Annotated in this window: 18 protein-coding genes, 1 tRNA gene and 1 pseudogene; 10 read left to right on the top strand and 10 right to left on the bottom strand. The window is 65.4% G+C overall.

Going from position 1 to position 16,016, the window contains the following annotated elements; all coding sequences use genetic code 11:
• The 3 genes from Q0C59_RS10295 to Q0C59_RS10285 all read right to left on the bottom strand — a co-directional run.
• On the bottom strand, nt 1-300 hold a 300-nt coding region (locus Q0C59_RS10295; RefSeq protein ID WP_291214851.1), incomplete at its 3' end, for a hypothetical protein.
• A gap of 77 nt (nt 301-377) precedes the next feature.
• A complete protein-coding gene (locus Q0C59_RS10290; protein ID WP_291214848.1) occupies nt 378-1,373 on the bottom strand; it encodes a response regulator transcription factor in 996 nt (331 codons plus the stop codon).
• Nucleotides 1,366-4,788 carry an ATP-binding protein gene (locus Q0C59_RS10285; RefSeq protein ID WP_291214869.1) on the bottom strand — a complete coding sequence of 1,141 codons (3,423 nt, stop codon included), beginning with the start codon at nt 4,786-4,788 and terminating at the stop codon, nt 1,366-1,368. The genes Q0C59_RS10290 and Q0C59_RS10285 overlap by 8 nt, the downstream gene beginning before the upstream one ends.
• A gap of 238 nt (nt 4,789-5,026) precedes the next feature.
• Between Q0C59_RS10285 and Q0C59_RS10280 the strand changes: the two genes are divergently transcribed.
• The 9 genes from Q0C59_RS10280 (at nt 5,027) to Q0C59_RS10240 (ending at nt 10,217) form a co-directional block, all read left to right on the top strand.
• Nucleotides 5,027-5,329: an urease subunit gamma gene (locus tag Q0C59_RS10280; RefSeq protein WP_159604346.1), complete on the top strand. Its 303-nt coding sequence runs from the start codon at nt 5,027-5,029 to the stop codon at nt 5,327-5,329.
• A 9-nt stretch (nt 5,330-5,338) separates the two neighbouring features.
• Nucleotides 5,339-5,506, top strand: coding sequence for a hypothetical protein (locus Q0C59_RS10275; protein ID WP_291214843.1), 168 nt, complete (start codon nt 5,339-5,341; stop codon nt 5,504-5,506).
• Nucleotides 5,507-5,517: 11 nt separating this feature from the next.
• Entirely contained in the window at nt 5,518-5,826 is a 309-nt protein-coding gene (locus tag Q0C59_RS10270; protein ID WP_291214840.1) for an urease subunit beta, read from the top strand.
• Complete coding sequence (gene ureC / locus Q0C59_RS10265; RefSeq protein WP_291214837.1) at nt 5,823-7,541, top strand: urease subunit alpha; 1,719 nt, start codon at nt 5,823-5,825, stop codon at nt 7,539-7,541. The genes Q0C59_RS10270 and ureC overlap by 4 nt, the downstream gene beginning before the upstream one ends.
• 11 nt (nt 7,542-7,552) lie before the next feature.
• On the top strand, nt 7,553-8,128 hold the full coding sequence (gene ureE, locus Q0C59_RS10260) for an urease accessory protein UreE (protein WP_291214834.1): 576 nt from the start codon (nt 7,553-7,555) through the stop codon (nt 8,126-8,128).
• On the top strand, nt 8,115-8,834 hold the full coding sequence (locus Q0C59_RS10255; RefSeq protein WP_291214831.1) for an urease accessory protein UreF: 720 nt from the start codon (nt 8,115-8,117) through the stop codon (nt 8,832-8,834). Before ureE ends, Q0C59_RS10255 begins: the two co-directional genes overlap by 14 nt.
• Nucleotides 8,831-9,514 (top strand): urease accessory protein UreG, encoded by a 684-nt coding sequence (ureG, locus tag Q0C59_RS10250; protein WP_291214828.1) that lies wholly within the window; start codon nt 8,831-8,833, stop codon nt 9,512-9,514. The genes Q0C59_RS10255 and ureG overlap by 4 nt, the downstream gene beginning before the upstream one ends.
• 37 nt (nt 9,515-9,551) lie before the next feature.
• A tRNA-Ser gene (locus Q0C59_RS10245) sits at nt 9,552-9,639 on the top strand.
• A gap of 239 nt (nt 9,640-9,878) precedes the next feature.
• Nucleotides 9,879-10,217, top strand: coding sequence for a hypothetical protein (locus tag Q0C59_RS10240; RefSeq protein ID WP_291214823.1), 339 nt, complete (start codon nt 9,879-9,881; stop codon nt 10,215-10,217).
• A gap of 389 nt (nt 10,218-10,606) precedes the next feature.
• Here Q0C59_RS10240 and Q0C59_RS10235 read toward each other — a convergent pair whose 3' ends face one another.
• Together Q0C59_RS10235 and Q0C59_RS10230 are read right to left on the bottom strand one after the other, a co-directional pair.
• Entirely contained in the window at nt 10,607-11,419 is an 813-nt protein-coding gene (locus tag Q0C59_RS10235; protein ID WP_291214819.1) for a hypothetical protein, read from the bottom strand.
• Nucleotides 11,420-11,545: 126 nt separating this feature from the next.
• Nucleotides 11,546-11,725 carry a DUF4148 domain-containing protein gene (locus Q0C59_RS10230; RefSeq protein ID WP_291214817.1) on the bottom strand — a complete coding sequence of 60 codons (180 nt, stop codon included), beginning with the start codon at nt 11,723-11,725 and terminating at the stop codon, nt 11,546-11,548.
• Nucleotides 11,726-11,769: 44 nt separating this feature from the next.
• Between Q0C59_RS10230 and Q0C59_RS10225 the strand changes: the two genes are divergently transcribed.
• Entirely contained in the window at nt 11,770-12,267 is a 498-nt protein-coding gene (locus Q0C59_RS10225; protein WP_291214866.1) for an ATP-binding protein, read from the top strand.
• A 12-nt stretch (nt 12,268-12,279) separates the two neighbouring features.
• On the opposite strand, the gene hemW is transcribed toward Q0C59_RS10225, so the two are convergent.
• From hemW to Q0C59_RS10200, 5 genes and pseudogenes are all read right to left on the bottom strand, one after another.
• The gene (hemW, locus tag Q0C59_RS10220; protein WP_291214863.1) at nt 12,280-13,461 is read right to left on the bottom strand and encodes a radical SAM family heme chaperone HemW; all 1,182 of its coding nucleotides are present in this window, start codon (nt 13,459-13,461) and stop codon (nt 12,280-12,282) included.
• Nucleotides 13,462-13,550: 89 nt separating this feature from the next.
• Nucleotides 13,551-14,174, bottom strand: a complete 624-nt coding sequence (gene rdgB / locus Q0C59_RS10215; RefSeq protein ID WP_291214814.1) for an RdgB/HAM1 family non-canonical purine NTP pyrophosphatase — start codon at nt 14,172-14,174, stop codon at nt 13,551-13,553.
• Entirely contained in the window at nt 14,171-14,908 is a 738-nt protein-coding gene (rph, locus tag Q0C59_RS10210; protein WP_291214811.1) for a ribonuclease PH, read from the bottom strand. The genes rdgB and rph overlap by 4 nt, the downstream gene beginning before the upstream one ends.
• An 8-nt stretch (nt 14,909-14,916) precedes the next feature.
• Nucleotides 14,917-15,816: a PP2C family serine/threonine-protein phosphatase gene (locus Q0C59_RS10205; RefSeq protein ID WP_291214808.1), complete on the bottom strand. Its 900-nt coding sequence runs from the start codon at nt 15,814-15,816 to the stop codon at nt 14,917-14,919.
• A pseudogene (locus Q0C59_RS10200) lies at nt 15,813-16,016 on the bottom strand (serine/threonine protein kinase); the annotation flags it as partial. The pseudogene Q0C59_RS10200 and the gene Q0C59_RS10205, both read right to left, overlap by 4 nt.

The raw sequence follows: 16,016 nt of genomic DNA, 5'->3' as shown, positions 1-16,016 counted from the left end.
ATCCTTGGCGTACAGCGCCCCAAGGTTGTTATTCGAAAGCCACAGCAACCACGCCACCACATAGACAAACTTCTCGATGGCAAAAGCGCCGGCCAGCCATTTGATGCCGGTACCCGCCATTGCAGCACCCAGGTACGCCAAACCCCACACAACAATCATCAGCAGGCCGAAGTTCGACATGACGACGGGATCGGCTTCAGCGATGGCGTCGTTGGTGAAAACACGAGAGAACAGCAGCACACCGCCGATGTTCATGACACCGGCTGCGATGAATCCATTCCTCACCAGAGTCTTTTTCACTGCAGTACCTCAAGAAGTTTGTGAAAGAGACGGCAGCAGCAACAGCCCGTTGCGTGCAGCCGGCCGCCATCGCAGCCCTACCCCCCGTGCTGCGGCTGCAGCAGCGGCACGCGGTTGATGGCCATGGCAGCAGCCGCCGTGCGGGTCTCCACGCCGAGCTTGGCATAGATGCGCTCCAGGTGTTTTTTCACCGTGGCGGGGCTGGCGCCGATGATGTCACCGATGTCGCGGTTGATCTTGCCCTTGACCACCCAGTACAACACCTCGGCCTCGCGCGCGGTGAGGCCAAAGGCGCCGGCCACGCTGGAGAGCACGCTGGCGTCTGACGTTTCCTGCATCACGATCAGCCAGTCGCCGCCGGCATCGACATCTCCGTCTTCATCGCCTACACGCTGGTGCAGCCGGAAGGTGAGCCGGCGCGGGCCGTTTTCCAGCGTGAGGCGCGGTGGCTCGCGCTGCTCGCTCGCTTCCCCCAGGTGGCGCCGCAACCATTGCAACACGGCCGGTGGTGTGGTGGGCGACTCGGTGCCGCAGTAGTTGCGCAGCAGGTCGCGCGCCAGCGGCGTCTGCCACATCAGGCGGCCGTCGCTCTCGCGCACGGTGATGGTCGCGTAGCCGAAGGCGTCCAGCGCGTTGCGCGCCTGGCTGCGCTCCACCGCGCCTTGGCGCACATGGCGCGCGGTGCGCAGGTGCACGCCCATGCGCGCCATCACCTCGCGCGGCTTGATGGGTTTGGTCACGTAATCGGCGCCGCCCGCGTCGAGAGCGGCCACCAGGTGTTCGGTCTCGGTCAGGCCGGTCATGAAGATGATGGGGATGTGCGCAGTGGCGGGCTGTGCCTTGAGGCGGCGCGCCACTTCAAAACCGTCGATGCCGGGCATCACCGCATCGAGCAGCACCACGTCGGGCAGGGCCTGCGTGGCGCGGCGGATGGCGCTCTCGCCATCGAGCGCCACCAGCACGGTGTAGCCCGCGTCGTCGAGCGCGTCGTGCAGCGGCGCGACGTTGTCGGGCACGTCGTCGACGATCAGCACGATGAGCTGGTCGGTCTGTTGCAGCATGAACTCAGACATGGCGCTGCAGCAGTTGCTGTTCGATGGCGTCAAAACGGAACTCGCGTGCGAGCGTGCGCAGCTGCTGCGCAAAGCCCGCCTGCTCGGGGTGGTCCTGCACCCACTCGTCGAGCCACTGCACGATGCCCTTGTAGTAACCCAGGCGCACGAGTTCCAGCAGGGGTTCAAAGTCCCGACCACGGGTGACCTCCACGCCGGGTTGTTGTTGTGTCGGGAGGGCGAGCATCTCGGCTGCTGACGGAAGCACATCGTTCCACACCAGATGCAACCGCAGGCCGAGCCAGCCGAGCAGGTCGTCGCGGCGCACCGGCTTCACGAAAAAGTCTTGCGGTCGGTGGCCCAGGTCGTTGTCGAGTCCCTTGTCGAACGCATTGGCCGACACGATGGCCAGCGGCACCACGCCCCAGCCGCTGGCACGCAGGCGGCGCATGGTTTCCCAGCCGTCGATGCCGGGCATGGCCAGGTCCATGAACACGGCGTCGGGTGCGCCTGCATCACCGGGCTGCAAACCGTCGAGCAAGGCCAGCGCGTCCAGGCCGCTGGTGGCCAGCATCACATCGAAGCCCAGCGGCTCCAGCCAGCGCTGGATCAGCTCGCGGTCGGCCTCTTCGTTGTCCACCACCAGCACGCGGCGGCGCACGCCCTCGTAGCCGGTGTGGCTGGGCAATGCCAGCGGGCGCGGCAACACCGCGCCGTGCACCTCGGGCAAAAACAGGCGCACGGTGAACACCGAGCCCTCGCCCGGTGCGCTGCGCACGGTCATCTCGCCGCCCATGAGGTCGGTGAGCATCTTGGCAATGGTGAGGCCCAGACCGGTGCCGGTGGAGGGCCCGGGTGCCACTTCGTTCTGACCGCGCGCGAACGGCTCGAACACCCGCTCCAGGTCTTGCGCGCGCATGCCGGGGCCGGTGTCGTGCACCTCGAACTGCGCCATCTCGCGCGCATGCGTCACGCGCAACCGCACCTGGCCGACCTGGGTGAACTTCACCGCATTGCCCAGCAGGTTGATGAGGATCTGGCGCAGGCGTTTTTCGTCGGCGCGCACGGTGTCGGGCAGGCGGCTGCCGGTCTCGAACACAAAGCGCAGGCCCTTGGCGCTGGCCTGCAACTCGAACATGCCGGCCACCTCCTGCATGGCGCCGGCAAAGGCCATGGGCCGCACCTCCAGCGCGAGCTTGCCGGACTCGATGCGCGCGATGTCCAGCGTGCCCTCGATCAGCGAGAGCAGGTGTTCGCCGCCCCGGTTGATCACACGGATGGCCTGCGCGCGGTGCGGCGCCATGCCGGTGTCTTCCTGCAGCAGCTGCGCATAACCCAGGATGCTGTTGAGCGGCGTGCGCAGCTCATGGCTGATGGTGCTGATGTAGCGCGTCTTGGCCTGGTTGGCGTGTTCGGCGGCCAGGCGCGCCTGCTGCAAGGCCTCGTCGGTCAGGCGGTGCGATTCGATTTCCTGCATGAGCAGGCGCGTCTGCCGGTTCGACTCTTCCTGCGCCACCTCGCGGCTCTTGTGCGCCAGCACCAGCCACCAGGCCACAGTCGCCGTGATCAGCAGGAGCACGGCGTACACCCGCACAAAGCCCGTGCGCAAGGCAGCGTCGAGCAGGCCGGCGTTGGCCGACAAACCCATGCGCAGCGCGAGCGCCTGCACCTCCTGCCGGTACAACAACCCGAGCACGGCAGCCAGCACCGGCGCCATCACCAGCATGAGCAGCAGGTAATGGGCGAGGCCCGCCTCCAGGTACGGCCAGATCGAACGTGGCAACACGCGGCGCAACGCGCCCATCCATTGCTCGGAGAGTTTGGCGTGCGGTTTGCAGAGGTCACCGCACCGCGCGTCGAGCGTGCAGCAGAGTGAACAGATGGAACCCTGGTAGGCCGGGCAGTGGGCCATGTCAGGGCCTTCGTACTCACGCTCGCAAATCACGCAGCGCTGGAGTGAAAACGGTGCAATGCCCCCTCCCCCTCTGGGGGAAGGAGCGCACCCACCTGGCGGAGAGCAGGCTCCAGCACCACCATCCCCCTCTTGGTGCCGCGCAATGTAATACCGCCCCTTCGTCAGCCAAGCGATCAACGGTGCAGCGATCAAGGCCGTCACCATCGCAATCACCGCCGAAAACGCCTCCGCGGTGGGCCCCATGAACCCCATGTGTGCGGTGATCGACAGCACGGAAGCCAGCACCATCGCCCCCACCCCCACCGGGTTGATGTCGTACAGATACGCGCGCTTGAACTCGATCCCCTTGGGGCTCCAGCCCAGCGGCTTGTTGATCACCAGGTCGGCCACCACGGCCATGATCCAGGCGATGGCGATGTTGGAGTACACGCCGAGCACCTGACCCAGCGCCTGGAACACGTTCATTTCCATCAGCATGAAGGCGATGAAGGTGTTGAATACCACCCACACCACGCGCCCGGGGTGGCTGTGGGTGATGCGCGAGAAAAAGTTGCTCCAGGCCAGTGAACCGGCGTAGGCGTTGGTCACGTTGATCTTGAGCTGCGAGACCACCACAAAGATCGCCGTGGCCGCCACCGCCCAGCCGTAGTCGGCAAACACGTACTCGTAGGCCGCGAGGTACATCTGGTTCGGGTCCACCGCACGCTCGGTGGGCACCATGTGGCTGATGGCCAGGTACGCCAGCACCGCACCGCCCAGCATCTTCAGCACGCCCAGCACCACCCAGCCCGGCCCACCGGCCAGCACACCGGCCCACCAGCGCAGGCCCTTGCCTGGCTCCTTCGCGGGCATGAAGCGCAGGTAGTCGGCCTGCTCGCCCATCTGCGTGATGAGCGCGATGCCCACCGTGAGTGCCGCACCAAACAGGTGCCAGTCAAACTGCACACCCGCGCCGGATTCACCCCCATAACGCACCACGTTGGTGAACGTTTCGGGTGCCATGATGGCCACCGCCCCAAAAGGGACCACCATCATCACCAGCCAGAGTGGCTGGGTCCACATCTGAAAGCGGCTGATCACCGAAACCCCGTGCGTCACCAGCGGGATGACCACCACCGCGCAGATGAGGTAACCCCAGGCGGGCGGGATGTCGAGCGCGAGCTCCAGCGCGTAGGCCATCACCGCCGCTTCCAGCGCGAAGAAGATGAAGGTGAAGGTGGCGTAGATCAGCGAGGTGATGGTGGAGCCGATGTAGCCAAAGCCCGCACCGCGCGTGAGCAGGTCCATGTCGACCCCGTAGCGCGCGGCATACACGCTGATGGGCAGGCCGGCGAGGAAAATGATCAAACCGGTGCACAGGATGGCCAGCGCCGCGTTCACGAAACCGTACTGCACCAGCAGCGTGGCGCCCACGGCCTCCAGGATCAGGAACGAGGCGGCGCCGAACGCGGTGTTGGCCACGCGCCATTCGCTCCATTTGCGAAAGCGCTGCGGGGTGTAGCGCAGCGCGTAGTCCTCCATCGTTTCGCTGCCGACCCAGCTGTTGTAGTCGCGGCGCACGCGGGTGATGCGCTGCGGCGCGTCCAGCCCGGGCTCGTGCCCTGCGGTGGATGGGGGTGCGGTGCGGATGGGGACGATGGGGATGGTTGTCACACTGCGTTTGTGCAGCTTTCGTGCCACGCTGGTGGCCAATGTCCTCCCGGGGCACGGGAATTGCTGACTCCCCACCCAAAGCACCACCCGGGACACACGCACCGCCATGGAACTGACGCCAAGAGAAAAAGACAAGCTGCTGATCTTCACCGCCGCCCTGCTGGCCGAGCGGCGCCAGGCGCGTGGACTCAAGCTCAACTACCCCGAGGCTGTGGCGCTGATCAGCGCGGCCGTGATGGAGGGCGCGCGCGACGGCAAGACCGTGGCCCAGCTCATGAGCGACGGGCGCAACGTGCTGACCCGCGCCGACGTGATGGAGGGCATCGCCGAGATGATCCCGGACATCCAGGTGGAAGCGACGTTTCCCGACGGCACCAAGCTGGTGACCGTGCACCAACCCATTCCCTGAAAGAGCACCATGCGCATCACCCCTGCCTTCCTCGCCACCGTCTTCAGCGCGCCAGCCCTGGCCCATGAGGGCCATGGCCTGTTCGGTTCCCATTGGCATGCCACCGACGTTCTGGGTTTCGTGGGCGTGGTGGTGGCCATTGCGGTGGCGCTGTGGTGGTCCAGCGGCAAGCGCTGAAGGAGCACGCCATGATCCCCGGCGAACTCCTTGTTGATGAGGGCGAACATGTCCTGAACCCCAGCCGGCGCACGCTCACCCTGGTGGTGAAGAACGGCGCCGACCGCCCGATCCAGGTCGGCTCGCACTACCACTTTGCAGAAGTGAACGGCGCGCTCGACTTTGACCGCACGGCTGCGCGCGGCATGCGGCTGAACATCGCCAGCGGCACGGCGGTGCGCTTCGAGCCGGGTCAGCAACGCACGGTGGAGCTGGTGGACTACGCGGGTGACCGCATCGTGTACGGCTTTCGCGGCCTTGTTCAAGGAAAGCTCGCATGAGCACGATTTCAAGAAGCGCCTACGCCAACATGTTCGGTCCCACCGTGGGCGACCGCCTGCGCCTGGCCGACACCGGTCTCATGATCGAGATCGAGAAAGACTTCACCCTCGCCGCCGGTGGCTACGGAGAAGAGGTCAAGTTCGGCGGCGGCAAGACCATCCGCGACGGCATGGCGCAGAGCCAGCGCACCCGCGCTGAGGGTGCCGTGGACACCGTGATGACCAACGCCGTGATCATCGATCACTGGGGCATCGTCAAGGCCGACATCGGCCTGAAAGACGGGCGCATCGTCGCCATCGGCAAGGCCGGCAACCCCGACACACAACCCGGCGTGGACATCATCATCGGCCCGGGCACCGAGGTCATCAGCTGCGAAGGCAACATCGTCACCGCCGGCGGTATCGACAGCCACATCCACTTCATCTGCCCGCAGCAGGTGGACGAAGCCCTCACCTCCGGCATCACCACCATGCTCGGTGGCGGCACCGGCCCGGCCACCGGCACCTTCGCCACCACCTGCACGCCCGGCCCCTGGCACATCGAACGCATGCTGCAGGCCGCCGACGGCCTGCCCATGAACCTGGGCTTTCTGGGCAAGGGCAACGCCAGCCTGCCCGCCCCGCTGCACGAGCAGATCAACGCCGGCGTGATCGGCATGAAGCTGCACGAAGACTGGGGCACCACACCGAGTGCCATCAGCAACTGCCTCGATGTCGCCGAAGCCACAGACACGCAGGTCGCCATCCACTCCGACACACTCAACGAGTCGGGCTTTGTGGAAGACACCATCGCCGCCACCAAGGGCCGCAGCCTCTGTGCCTTCCACACCGAAGGCGCCGGCGGTGGGCATGCACCCGACATCCTGCGTGTGGTGGGCGAGGCCAACTTCCTGCCCAGCTCCACCAACCCGACCATGCCCTACACGGTCAACACGCTGGACGAACACGTGGACATGCTCATGGTGTGCCACCACCTGGACGCCGGCATCCCCGAAGACCTGGCCTTCGCCGAGAGCCGCATACGCCGCGAGACGATCGCGGCCGAGGACATCCTGCACGACATGGGCGCCATCAGCATGATGAGCAGCGACAGCCAGGCCATGGGCCGCGTGGGCGAGGTGATCATCCGCACCTGGCAAGCGGCCGACAAGATGAAGAGCCAGCGCGGCAGCTTGCCCGGGGACGGACCGCGCAACGACAACTTCCGCGTCAAACGCTACATCGCCAAGTACACGATCAACCCCGCCATTGCGCACGGCATCTCGCACATCGTGGGTTCGCTTGAAGTCGGCAAGTGGGCCGACCTGGTGGTGTGGAAACCCGCCTTTTTCGGAGTGAAGCCGGCGCTCATCCTGAAAGGCGGCAGCATCGCGCTGGCCGCCATGGGTGACCCCAACGCCTCCATTCCCACCCCGCAGCCGGTGCACTACCGGCCCATGTTCGGCAGCTTCGGCGGCGCCATGGCCAGGAGCAGCCTCACATTCGTTTCGCAGGCCGCGTTGAGCGCCGGTGTGGGCGAACGCTACGGCCTGCGCAAGACGCTGGACGCGGTGCGTGGCTGCCGCTGCGTGACCAAGGCCAGCATGGTGCACAACAGCCTCTTGCCCAAAATGGAAATCGATCCACAAACCTACGCCGTGCGCGCCGACGGCGTGCTGCTCACCTGCGAGCCCGCCATCACGTTGCCCATGGCGCAACGCTACTTCCTGTTCTGAACAAAGCCTTCATGTTGCAAGCCTCCAAACTCATCCCCCAGGGCCAGGGACTCGCCAAGCCCCTGGTGCAACGCGCCGCGCAGCTGGTACTGGACTGGGACATCCGCCAGAAAAGCCGCTTCGACACCGTGGCCTCCGACGAGCGCCATGTGGGCGTGTTCCTGCCGCGCGGCACTGTGGTGCGCGGTGGCGACGTACTCGTCACGCAAGACGGTTCGCTCCTGCGCGTGGTGGCTGCGCCGCAACCGGTGCTGCGCATCACCGCCTGCCCCGACCACCCGGCCCACGAGCAGGCCTTCGACCTCATGCGCGCGGCCTACCACCTGGGCAACCGGCATGTGCCCATCGAACTCAAACCCGACCACCTGAAGATCGAGCCCGACCATGTGCTGGCCGACATGCTGCGTTCAATGCACCTCACGGTGGTGGAGGCGCGTGAGCCTTTCGAGCCCGAGGCCGGCGCGTATGGCGGCCACGGGTCCGGTGGTGGGAACATCCATGTGCATGGCGCCAAAGAGACGCACGTCCACCACACCGGGCATGACCACGCGCACGGCCACGACCAACACAGCCATGACCACGGCTGACGCCGCCCAGGCGCCGCCCCGCTCGGCCGCCAGCCTGCTGCAGATCCTCTGGCTCGCCTCTCCCGCCCTGCCGGTGGGCGGCTTCTCGTATTCCGAAGGACTCGAATCGGCCGTGGACGCCGGTCTGGTGTCGGATGAAGCGAGTGCCGCCGCCTGGCTCACCGACCAGCTTCACCTGGGCCTGGCGCGCAGCGATCTGGCGGTGGTGGCACAGGCCATCCCGGCGTGGCGCGCCAACGACCTGACCCGCATCACCCAGCTCAATCACTGGGTGCTGCAGACCCGCGAGACGCTTGAATTTCGCCTGCAGAGTGAACAGATGGGCCGATCCCTGATGGAGTGGGCACGCCAGCTCGGTGAGCTGGGCACCGGCGTGTTCGAACAATTGCACAGCGCACAGCTGGACCCACCCACCTACCCCGTGGCCTGCGCCTGCGCGGCCGCCAGCACCGGTGCCAGCGTGCACGACAGCCTGGTGGGCTACGCCTTCGGCTGGTGCGAAAACATGGTGCAGGCTTCCATCAAGTCGGTGCCGCTGGGCCAGAGCGCCGGCCAGCGCATGCTGGCGCGTCTGGCGAAGCAGATCCCCGCCGCGGTGGACCACGCCATCCACCTGCACGACGACGACCGGCAAGCCTTCACACCGCTGCTGGCCATCCACTCCGCCCGCCACGAAACCCAGTACTCACGCCTGTTCCGCTCATGACCCCCCTGCACCACATTCCCCGCCGCACCAAACACCTGCCCCCCCTGCGCGTGGGCATTGGCGGCCCGGTCGGCTCGGGCAAGACCACGTTGCTGGAGATGCTGTGCAAGGCCATGCGCGATCGCTACGACCTGATCGCCATCACCAACGACATCTACACCAAGGAAGACCAGCGCATCCTCACCGTGAGCGGCGCGCTGCCGGCCGAACGCATCATGGGTGTGGAGACCGGCGGCTGCCCGCACACCGCCATCCGCGAAGACGCTTCCATCAACCTGGAGGCCATCGACCGCATGCTCGGTGAGTTCCCCGACGCCGACGTGGTGTTCATCGAAAGCGGCGGCGACAACCTCGCCGCCACCTTCAGCCCCGAACTCAGCGACCTCACCATCTACGTGATCGATGTGGCCGCCGGCGAAAAGATTCCGCGCAAAGGCGGCCCCGGCATCACCAAGAGCGACCTCTTCGTCATCAACAAGACCGACCTCGCTCCCCATGTGGGCGCCGACCTGGAGGTGATGAAGGCCGATACCGCGCGCATGCGCCCCGACAGCGCGCGCCGCCCCTGGGTCATGACCAACCTCAAGACGCTGGTGGGTGTGGACGAGGTGGTGCGCTTTATCGAGACGCGCGGCATGCTGCCCAAACCACAACCCGAACCGGCGGCACTGCCCGCCTGAGACCGCAGGCTAAAATCCACGCGTTGCAACCGCATCCGGAGACGTGGGTGAGCGGTTTAAACCAGCAGTCTTGAAAACTGCCGACTCGCAAGGGTCCGTGAGTTCGAATCTCACCGTCTCCGCCAATGAATTCAAGGGCCTTGAGCAATCAAGGCCCTTTTTTCTTGCGCGCTCGGCGCGCGTCAGGGCACGCCGAAACACCCGCTTGCAAACAATCCTGTCAGCCCTCTTTAAATGCGATCCATTCTCATTTAATATGGGGTCAGCAAGCCAGCCTCGGTCCTTCACCACCCGCAAGTTCTGACCGGCAGCCAGCACCGCTCGCGCTCAGGCGCGACATCCACACCCTTGTCTGGAGACCGCTGTGAACACCGAACCCGAACTGCACGAAGACGAAGAACACGTGATGCCCTGCGCCGAGGCCATGCTCGCGGGCACGCTGGCACTGATGACGGGCCATGCCCAGAGCGCCTGCGCCACGCAACGCGATCTGATGGGGCGCAAGATCCGCTCCAACCTGTTTTTTCTGGGCCAGCACCCGGGGCTATCGTCGAGCTTTCGCACGGTGGTTCAGCGCATGCATCAGCACTGGGACGTGTTGTTGAAGGCGGGTGACGGGCCGGCCGAGCGACCCGCGCTGAACACCGACGATCTGCTGCCCGAGCGGCGCCTGTGGCACACCACGGCCTCGTTGGTTCAATGAGCCCGCAGTCCTCAGGCGTGGTGCTTGAGCACGCGGTGCTGTGCCGACACATGGGCGGCGTTCAGGACCGGGTGTCCAGGCTCATGCGAGAGAAGGAAGTGGCGCTGAGTGCCCTGACCAGCGAAGTCGTGCGCTTGCGTGGACAACTCGTGGTTGCGCGGACGACTTTGCTGTGGGGCATGAACACGCCGGTGGCCAGCATCCCTCACCGTTCCCGTGCGTCAAGCACAGTGCCTGCGCAGTCCGGTCCAGCGCAGGACTTGGAAGCGGCACGAAAAGCCATCTGCCAGACCGGCTGCGCGGGCCACGCCCATCCCTGGCTGTCGGATGACGGGCAGTGCCGGTGGAGTGGGCGGGTTTGTGACTCTGGACTTGACTAGCAAGGTGCCTCAGCGTGCTCCAGAGACAACGGCACCGAGCTGGCGGTCGGCACTTACCGTGGCCAGTGTCAGCTGAGTCCCTGCGCCCGCCGGCACCAGATAAGCAACGCCTGTGGACACCAGATTCGGGGAGCTGCAGAGAGCGGCCCCATTGGTGACCGTCAGATTGAACACGTTCTTGCCAGTGTTGCGGGGGACAAAAGTACCCGAGAAAGGGCAACCGGGCAGTGATGTGGGAGTGCTCGTGAATGTTCCGTCGGCCAATACATTCAAGGTGTACTCGTCGTTTGCAGGACCCTCCACCGTCCAGACACCGGTCAGACTGGTCAGAGCGGCAGCGGCGCTGTAGTCATACGCTGACTGCGGAGCACTGGTGATCGTCAAGGTGGTGGTCGAGTCCGTGATCGTTCCGCTGATGGACTTGGCGGATGCGTTGTAGCTCGCGCTGGCCACCGCGTTGGTGGCAAGTGACGGAGGCGGATTGGCGAAGTTCCTCACGCCACCGGCGATGAACAAGCTGCCATTGGAAGTGCCAGTGCCCTGAGCAAAACCTTCAACGTCCAGTTCTGCGCCGTTGGGCGTACCGTAAATCGTCCAGAACTGACCATTTTCAAGCACCAGCATCTGAAATGCAGTGCTTGTGTTGGGCAGCTGAGGATTGCCAACCGTCGCCGGAAACGCAGTCACAACCAATGAGCCCGCGTAGTACCCCTCAGCAGACGGCCCCGATGGTGCACCCACCACGTCGTCGCCGCCACCACCGCAGCTGACCACACCGGCCATCGCCACCAAAGACACCACCAACGCTGCACGACGTTTCATGAGAGCTCCACTGTGAAACTGACCAACTTTCATCCGGTGGATGAACCCCATTGATAGTACGGAGTGGAGTGCCGCCCTTCTGTGCGCTGGCGCGCCAAGGGTTCACACTTGAAAGTGAGAACTACTTCACATAAACGCGCGAAAACACCAACGGGCCCGAAGGCCAGCCTGGCGGATCTGCTCGGCTTGCTCGGGCGTGGCCACCACGGGGTACTTGTTGTCGAAGAAGTCCACCAGGCCCAGGCGCTGGGCTTCGCCGAGTTCGGCCAGCACCTGGGCGCGGGTCTTGCCAGGGCCCGTGCGCACATTGAACGTGACGATGTCCGGGTCACCCAGCCATCGTGAACGACATGCTGTTCCTCACGCAGGCGGACCGCGGCGTGAAGGCGCGGCGCCGCGCTGTGGTGAGCCTGGCGCAACTGCTGCAGCAGGTGGTGGAATTCCACGAGGTCCCGATGGAGGAGCGTGGCCTGACGGTGACCATCGACGGCGACACCACGTTGTCGGTGGACGAGCCGCTGGTCAAACGTGCCTTGTCCAACCTGCTGGGCAACGCGATCCGCTACGCCGACGCGGGCTCCAAGCTGAGAGCGCGCATCGTGCGAGAAGCCAGCGACAGTGTGCGGTTGTGGGTGGAAAACACCGGCCCCACGATCGAGGCCGAGCACCTGCCGCGCCTGTTCGACCGCTTCTTCCGCGCCGACGTGTCGCGCTGCGAGATGGAGAAGCCACACCACGGCCTGGGCCTGTCCATCGTGGCGGCCATTGCACGCATGCACGACGGATTTCCGGCTGCGGAGTCCAGTGGTGGCACCACGCGCGTGGGCTTCAGTCTGCACACCGCCTGAGACAGTGCAGCGTCAGTCTGCGAGAAAGATTTCCTGCAGGTCGCTGAGGAAGTCGAAGCCCCGATCCGTGGGCCACACGCGGGCCGCATCGCGCTCGATCAGGCCCTTCTGCGCCGCCAGCGCCAACCCGGCTTCAATGCTGGACAGCGGCAGGCCGGTGCGCTCCATGAACTGCTGCAGGCTGAAGCCTTCCTTGAGCCGCAAGGCGTTGAGCATGAACTCGAACGGCAACGCTTTGCGGGGCACCTCGTCGGCACTCACCACCGCGTTGCCCGCCAGCGCACGCTCCATGTACAGGCGCGGCTCACGCACGCGCACCGGGCGCCCCACGCGGTGGGCAAAGCTCAGCTTGCTGTGCGCGCCCGCGCCGATGCCGAGGTAGTCGCCGAACTGCCAGTAGTTGGTGTTGTGCCAGCTGCGGTGCCCCGCGCGCGCATAGGCCGACACCTCGTAACGCTGCAGCCCGGCCTCGCCGGTGAGTTCGGTGATGCGGTCCAGCATGTCCCAGGCCTCGTCCTCAGGTGGCAACGCGGGCGGGTACTTTGCAAAGTACGTGTTGGGCTCCAGCGTGAGGTGGTAGATGGAGATGTGCGGCGGCGCGAACGACAGTGCGGTGCGCACGTCGGCCTCGCAGTCGGCCAGCGTCTGCCCGGGCAGCGCGTACATGAGGTCGAGGTTGAAGGTGTCGAAGGCCTGCGCGGCTTCTTCGACAGCAGCCATCGCCTGGTCCCGGTCGTGCACGCGGCCCAGTGCCTTGAGGTGCAGGTCGTTGAAGCTTTGCACGCCGATCGAGAGCCGGGTCACGCCCGCTTCGCGAAACGCGCGGAAGCGGTCCTTTTCGAAGGTGCCCGGGTTGGCTTCGAGCGTGATCTCGGCGTCGGCATCCAGCCGCAGCAGCGCACGCACATCGCCCAGCAAGCGGTCGATGGCTGCGGGTGAAAACAGGCTGGGCGTGCCGCCACCGATGAACACGCTGTGCACGGTGCGGCCCCAGATCAGCGGCAGCGAGGCTTCCAGGTCGGCACGCAAGGCGTCCAGGTAACGCGATTCGGGCAGCGGCTGGCCCGGCTCGGACGTGGCGCTCCATTCGTGCGAATTGAAGTCGCAGTAGGGGCACTTCTTCAGGCACCACGGCAGGTGGATGTAGAGCGACAGCGGTGGCAGGCTTTGCAGTTGCAGCGTGCCCGGGCGCATCCAGTGGCGGACATCGTTCCAGGCGGCTTCGGGCTGGGCCGCCTTGTGACCGGGCAGGCCGCCGGGCCAGGACACCGGCTGCTCGGCACTCATGGCGCGGCCGCGGGCGCCGGCGCAAACCAGCGCTCGCGCATCAACTTCAGCATCTGTTGCGATGCACGCCCGCGGTGGCTGTTGGCGTTTTTCACCTCGGTGGGCAGCTCAGCGAAGGTTTTCCCAAAGGCTGGCAGAAACATGACCGGGTCGAAGCCGAAACCGTTTTCGCCGATCGGCTGTTGCGTGATGAGGCCGGGCGCACGGCCGGTGGCCACCAGCGGCTCGGGATCATCAGCGCTGCGCAAGGCCACCAGCGTGCTCACGAGCGCGGCTCTGCGGTCCTGAAGGCCCTGCATCTGTTCGAGCAGGGCGCGCACATTGTTGTCGTCGCCCTTCTCATAGCCAAACTGCGTGGCATAGAAGGCCGTATCGACACCCGGCAGCCCACCGAAGGCCTCGACACACAGTCCGGCATCGTCGGCCAACGCAGGCAGACCGCTGACTCGCGCTGCATGGCGGGCCTTGGCCAGCGCGTTCTCCACAAAGGTGCGGTGCGGTTCGGGCGCTTCGGGAATGTTCAGGTCGGCCTGGCGCACCAGCTCAATGCCCAGCGGCGCAAAGAGCGCCTGCAACTCGGCGAGTTTTCCCTTGTTGTTCGAAGCCAGGACCAGCTTCATGCTTTTGCGATACCGAGCGAATGCTTTTGCAGGTTGACGAGTTCGTCGATGCCTTTTTCGGCCAGCGCCAGCAGTGCGTCCATCTCGCGGCGCGTGAAGGCCACGCCCTCGGCCGTGCCCTGCACCTCCACGAAATGACCGGCGCCGGTCATCACCACGTTCATGTCGGTGTCGCAGGCCGAGTCTTCCACGTACTCCAGATCAAGCAGCGGCGTGCCTTGCAAGATGCCGACGGAAATCGCCGCCACGTGGTCCTTGATGGGCGAGGCCGCGATCTTGCCGTCGGCGATCAGCTTCGAGACCGCATCGTGCGCGGCTACAAAAGCGCCGGTGATGCTGGCGGTGCGGGTGCCGCCGTCGGCCTGGATCACGTCACAGTCCAGCGAAATGGTGCGTTCACCCAATGCCTTGAGGTCGAACACCGCGCGCAGCGAGCGGCCAATGAGGCGCTGGATCTCCTGCGTGCGTCCGCTCTGCTTGCCCTTGGCCGCCTCGCGGTCGCTGCGGGTGTGGGTGGCTCGCGGCAGCATGCCGTATTCGGCCGTTACCCAGCCTTCGCCGCTGCCACGCTTGTGCGGCGGCACCTTCTCTTCGACCGACGCCGTGCACAGCACCTTGGTGTGGCCGAATTCGATCAACACCGAGCCTTCGGCATGCATGGTGTAGCTGCGGGTGATGCGCACAGGGCGCAAGGCATCAACGGCCCGTTGGCCGGGTCGGGAAACTTCGCTCATGGAAAACCTCAGGTGTTGCGTTCGGCCGTGCGGCGAATCGCTTCGTTGATTTCGGCGATCGATTGTTCGATCGCCGCGTCGTCCAGATCCTCCATGGTCGAGTCGGGCGTGCCCGACTGGATGGTGGAGGCGAACACACCTTCTTCGATGTCCTCGGTGGACACGCGGGTGCTCTGGAACTCGTCGGCCGTCTCCCATTCCATGGCGAGCACAGTCACGTTGTCGCAGCGCGGGCCGCCACGTTTGAGCGCCAGCTCCACCAGCTCGGGCACGGCCTGCTCCAGCGGGCGCTTGGACAACTCGGACGTGATCTCTTCGTCGGTCACCGTACCCCACAGGCCATCAGAGCACAGCAGCACGCGGTCGCCCTGCATCAATTGCACCGGGCCCGAGAGGTCAAAGACAGGCTTGGCGGGTGAGCCCAGGCAGGTGAACAGGATGTTGCGGTTGATGTGCTCGGTGGCCCGCCCCAAGTGGGCTTGCTGCTCCATGTAGGAGTGGTCGCGCGTGCGCGTGAGCATTTCGCCATTGCGAACCACATACAAGCGCGAGTCGCCGCAATGCACCCAGTACACATGACCCCGCTCCATGACGGACGCCACGAGCGTGGTGCGGGGCGTGTCCAGCATGCCTTTTTCAGCAGCGTAACGGATGATCTGGTGGTGCGCGGCCATGAGTGCGCTGGAGAGGAATTCAGGCACCTCTCTCACCGTGGGATTGGCCGCCTTCTGGAAGTAAGCCGAGAAGGTTTGCAGGGCCAGCTGTGCCGCCATGGCGCCTTCGGGGTGACCCCCCATGCCGTCGGCCAGCACAAACAGGCCGGATTCACGGGTGTAGGCGTAGCCCATGCGGTCTTCATTGCGCTCCCGCCCACCTTGGCGGCTGATCTGATAGACCGAAAATTTCATCGAAACTTGGTGCCGGCGTTGGTGGATTTCCGCAGGGATTTCTTGTTGTCCGACACGATGTTGTCAAACTGCAGCCGCATCTTTTCGGCCACGGTGAGCTTGGTGTAACTGCGCTCGGTTTCGCGGCTGAGTTCTTTCTGCAGCGCAAACACCGATTGCGGACGCGACAAGGGATCCAGCGACATGCACCATTCGACCAC

Origin of the sequence: Hydrogenophaga sp. (assembly GCF_022844385.1) — a bacterium.
Taxonomy (GTDB): Bacteria; Pseudomonadota; Gammaproteobacteria; order Burkholderiales; family Burkholderiaceae_C; genus Hydrogenophaga.
Note: the sequence above shows the minus strand (reverse complement) of the source record. Positions and strands in the feature narration are given on the sequence as shown.

Excerpts from the sequence above, each read along its gene's own strand:
- Q0C59_RS10290 (WP_291214848.1), bottom strand. The coding sequence starts at position 1,373 with ATGTCTGAGTTCATGCTGCAACAGACCGACCAGCTCATCGTGCTGATC.
- Q0C59_RS10285 (WP_291214869.1), bottom strand. The coding sequence starts at position 4,788 with ATGGAGGACTACGCGCTGCGCTACACCCCGCAGCGCTTTCGCAAATGG.
- Q0C59_RS10280 (WP_159604346.1), top strand. The coding sequence starts at position 5,027 with ATGGAACTGACGCCAAGAGAAAAAGACAAGCTGCTGATCTTCACCGCC.
- Q0C59_RS10275 (WP_291214843.1), top strand. The coding sequence starts at position 5,339 with ATGCGCATCACCCCTGCCTTCCTCGCCACCGTCTTCAGCGCGCCAGCC.
- Q0C59_RS10270 (WP_291214840.1), top strand. The coding sequence starts at position 5,518 with ATGATCCCCGGCGAACTCCTTGTTGATGAGGGCGAACATGTCCTGAAC.
- ureC (WP_291214837.1), top strand. The coding sequence starts at position 5,823 with ATGAGCACGATTTCAAGAAGCGCCTACGCCAACATGTTCGGTCCCACC.
- ureE (WP_291214834.1), top strand. The coding sequence starts at position 7,553 with ATGTTGCAAGCCTCCAAACTCATCCCCCAGGGCCAGGGACTCGCCAAG.
- Q0C59_RS10255 (WP_291214831.1), top strand. The coding sequence starts at position 8,115 with ATGACCACGGCTGACGCCGCCCAGGCGCCGCCCCGCTCGGCCGCCAGC.
- ureG (WP_291214828.1), top strand. The coding sequence starts at position 8,831 with ATGACCCCCCTGCACCACATTCCCCGCCGCACCAAACACCTGCCCCCC.
- Q0C59_RS10235 (WP_291214819.1), bottom strand. The coding sequence starts at position 11,419 with ATGAAACGTCGTGCAGCGTTGGTGGTGTCTTTGGTGGCGATGGCCGGT.
- Q0C59_RS10225 (WP_291214866.1), top strand. The coding sequence starts at position 11,770 with ATGCTGTTCCTCACGCAGGCGGACCGCGGCGTGAAGGCGCGGCGCCGC.
- hemW (WP_291214863.1), bottom strand. The coding sequence starts at position 13,461 with ATGCGCCCGGGCACGCTGCAACTGCAAAGCCTGCCACCGCTGTCGCTC.
- rdgB (WP_291214814.1), bottom strand. The coding sequence starts at position 14,174 with ATGAAGCTGGTCCTGGCTTCGAACAACAAGGGAAAACTCGCCGAGTTG.
- rph (WP_291214811.1), bottom strand. The coding sequence starts at position 14,908 with ATGAGCGAAGTTTCCCGACCCGGCCAACGGGCCGTTGATGCCTTGCGC.
- Q0C59_RS10205 (WP_291214808.1), bottom strand. The coding sequence starts at position 15,816 with ATGAAATTTTCGGTCTATCAGATCAGCCGCCAAGGTGGGCGGGAGCGC.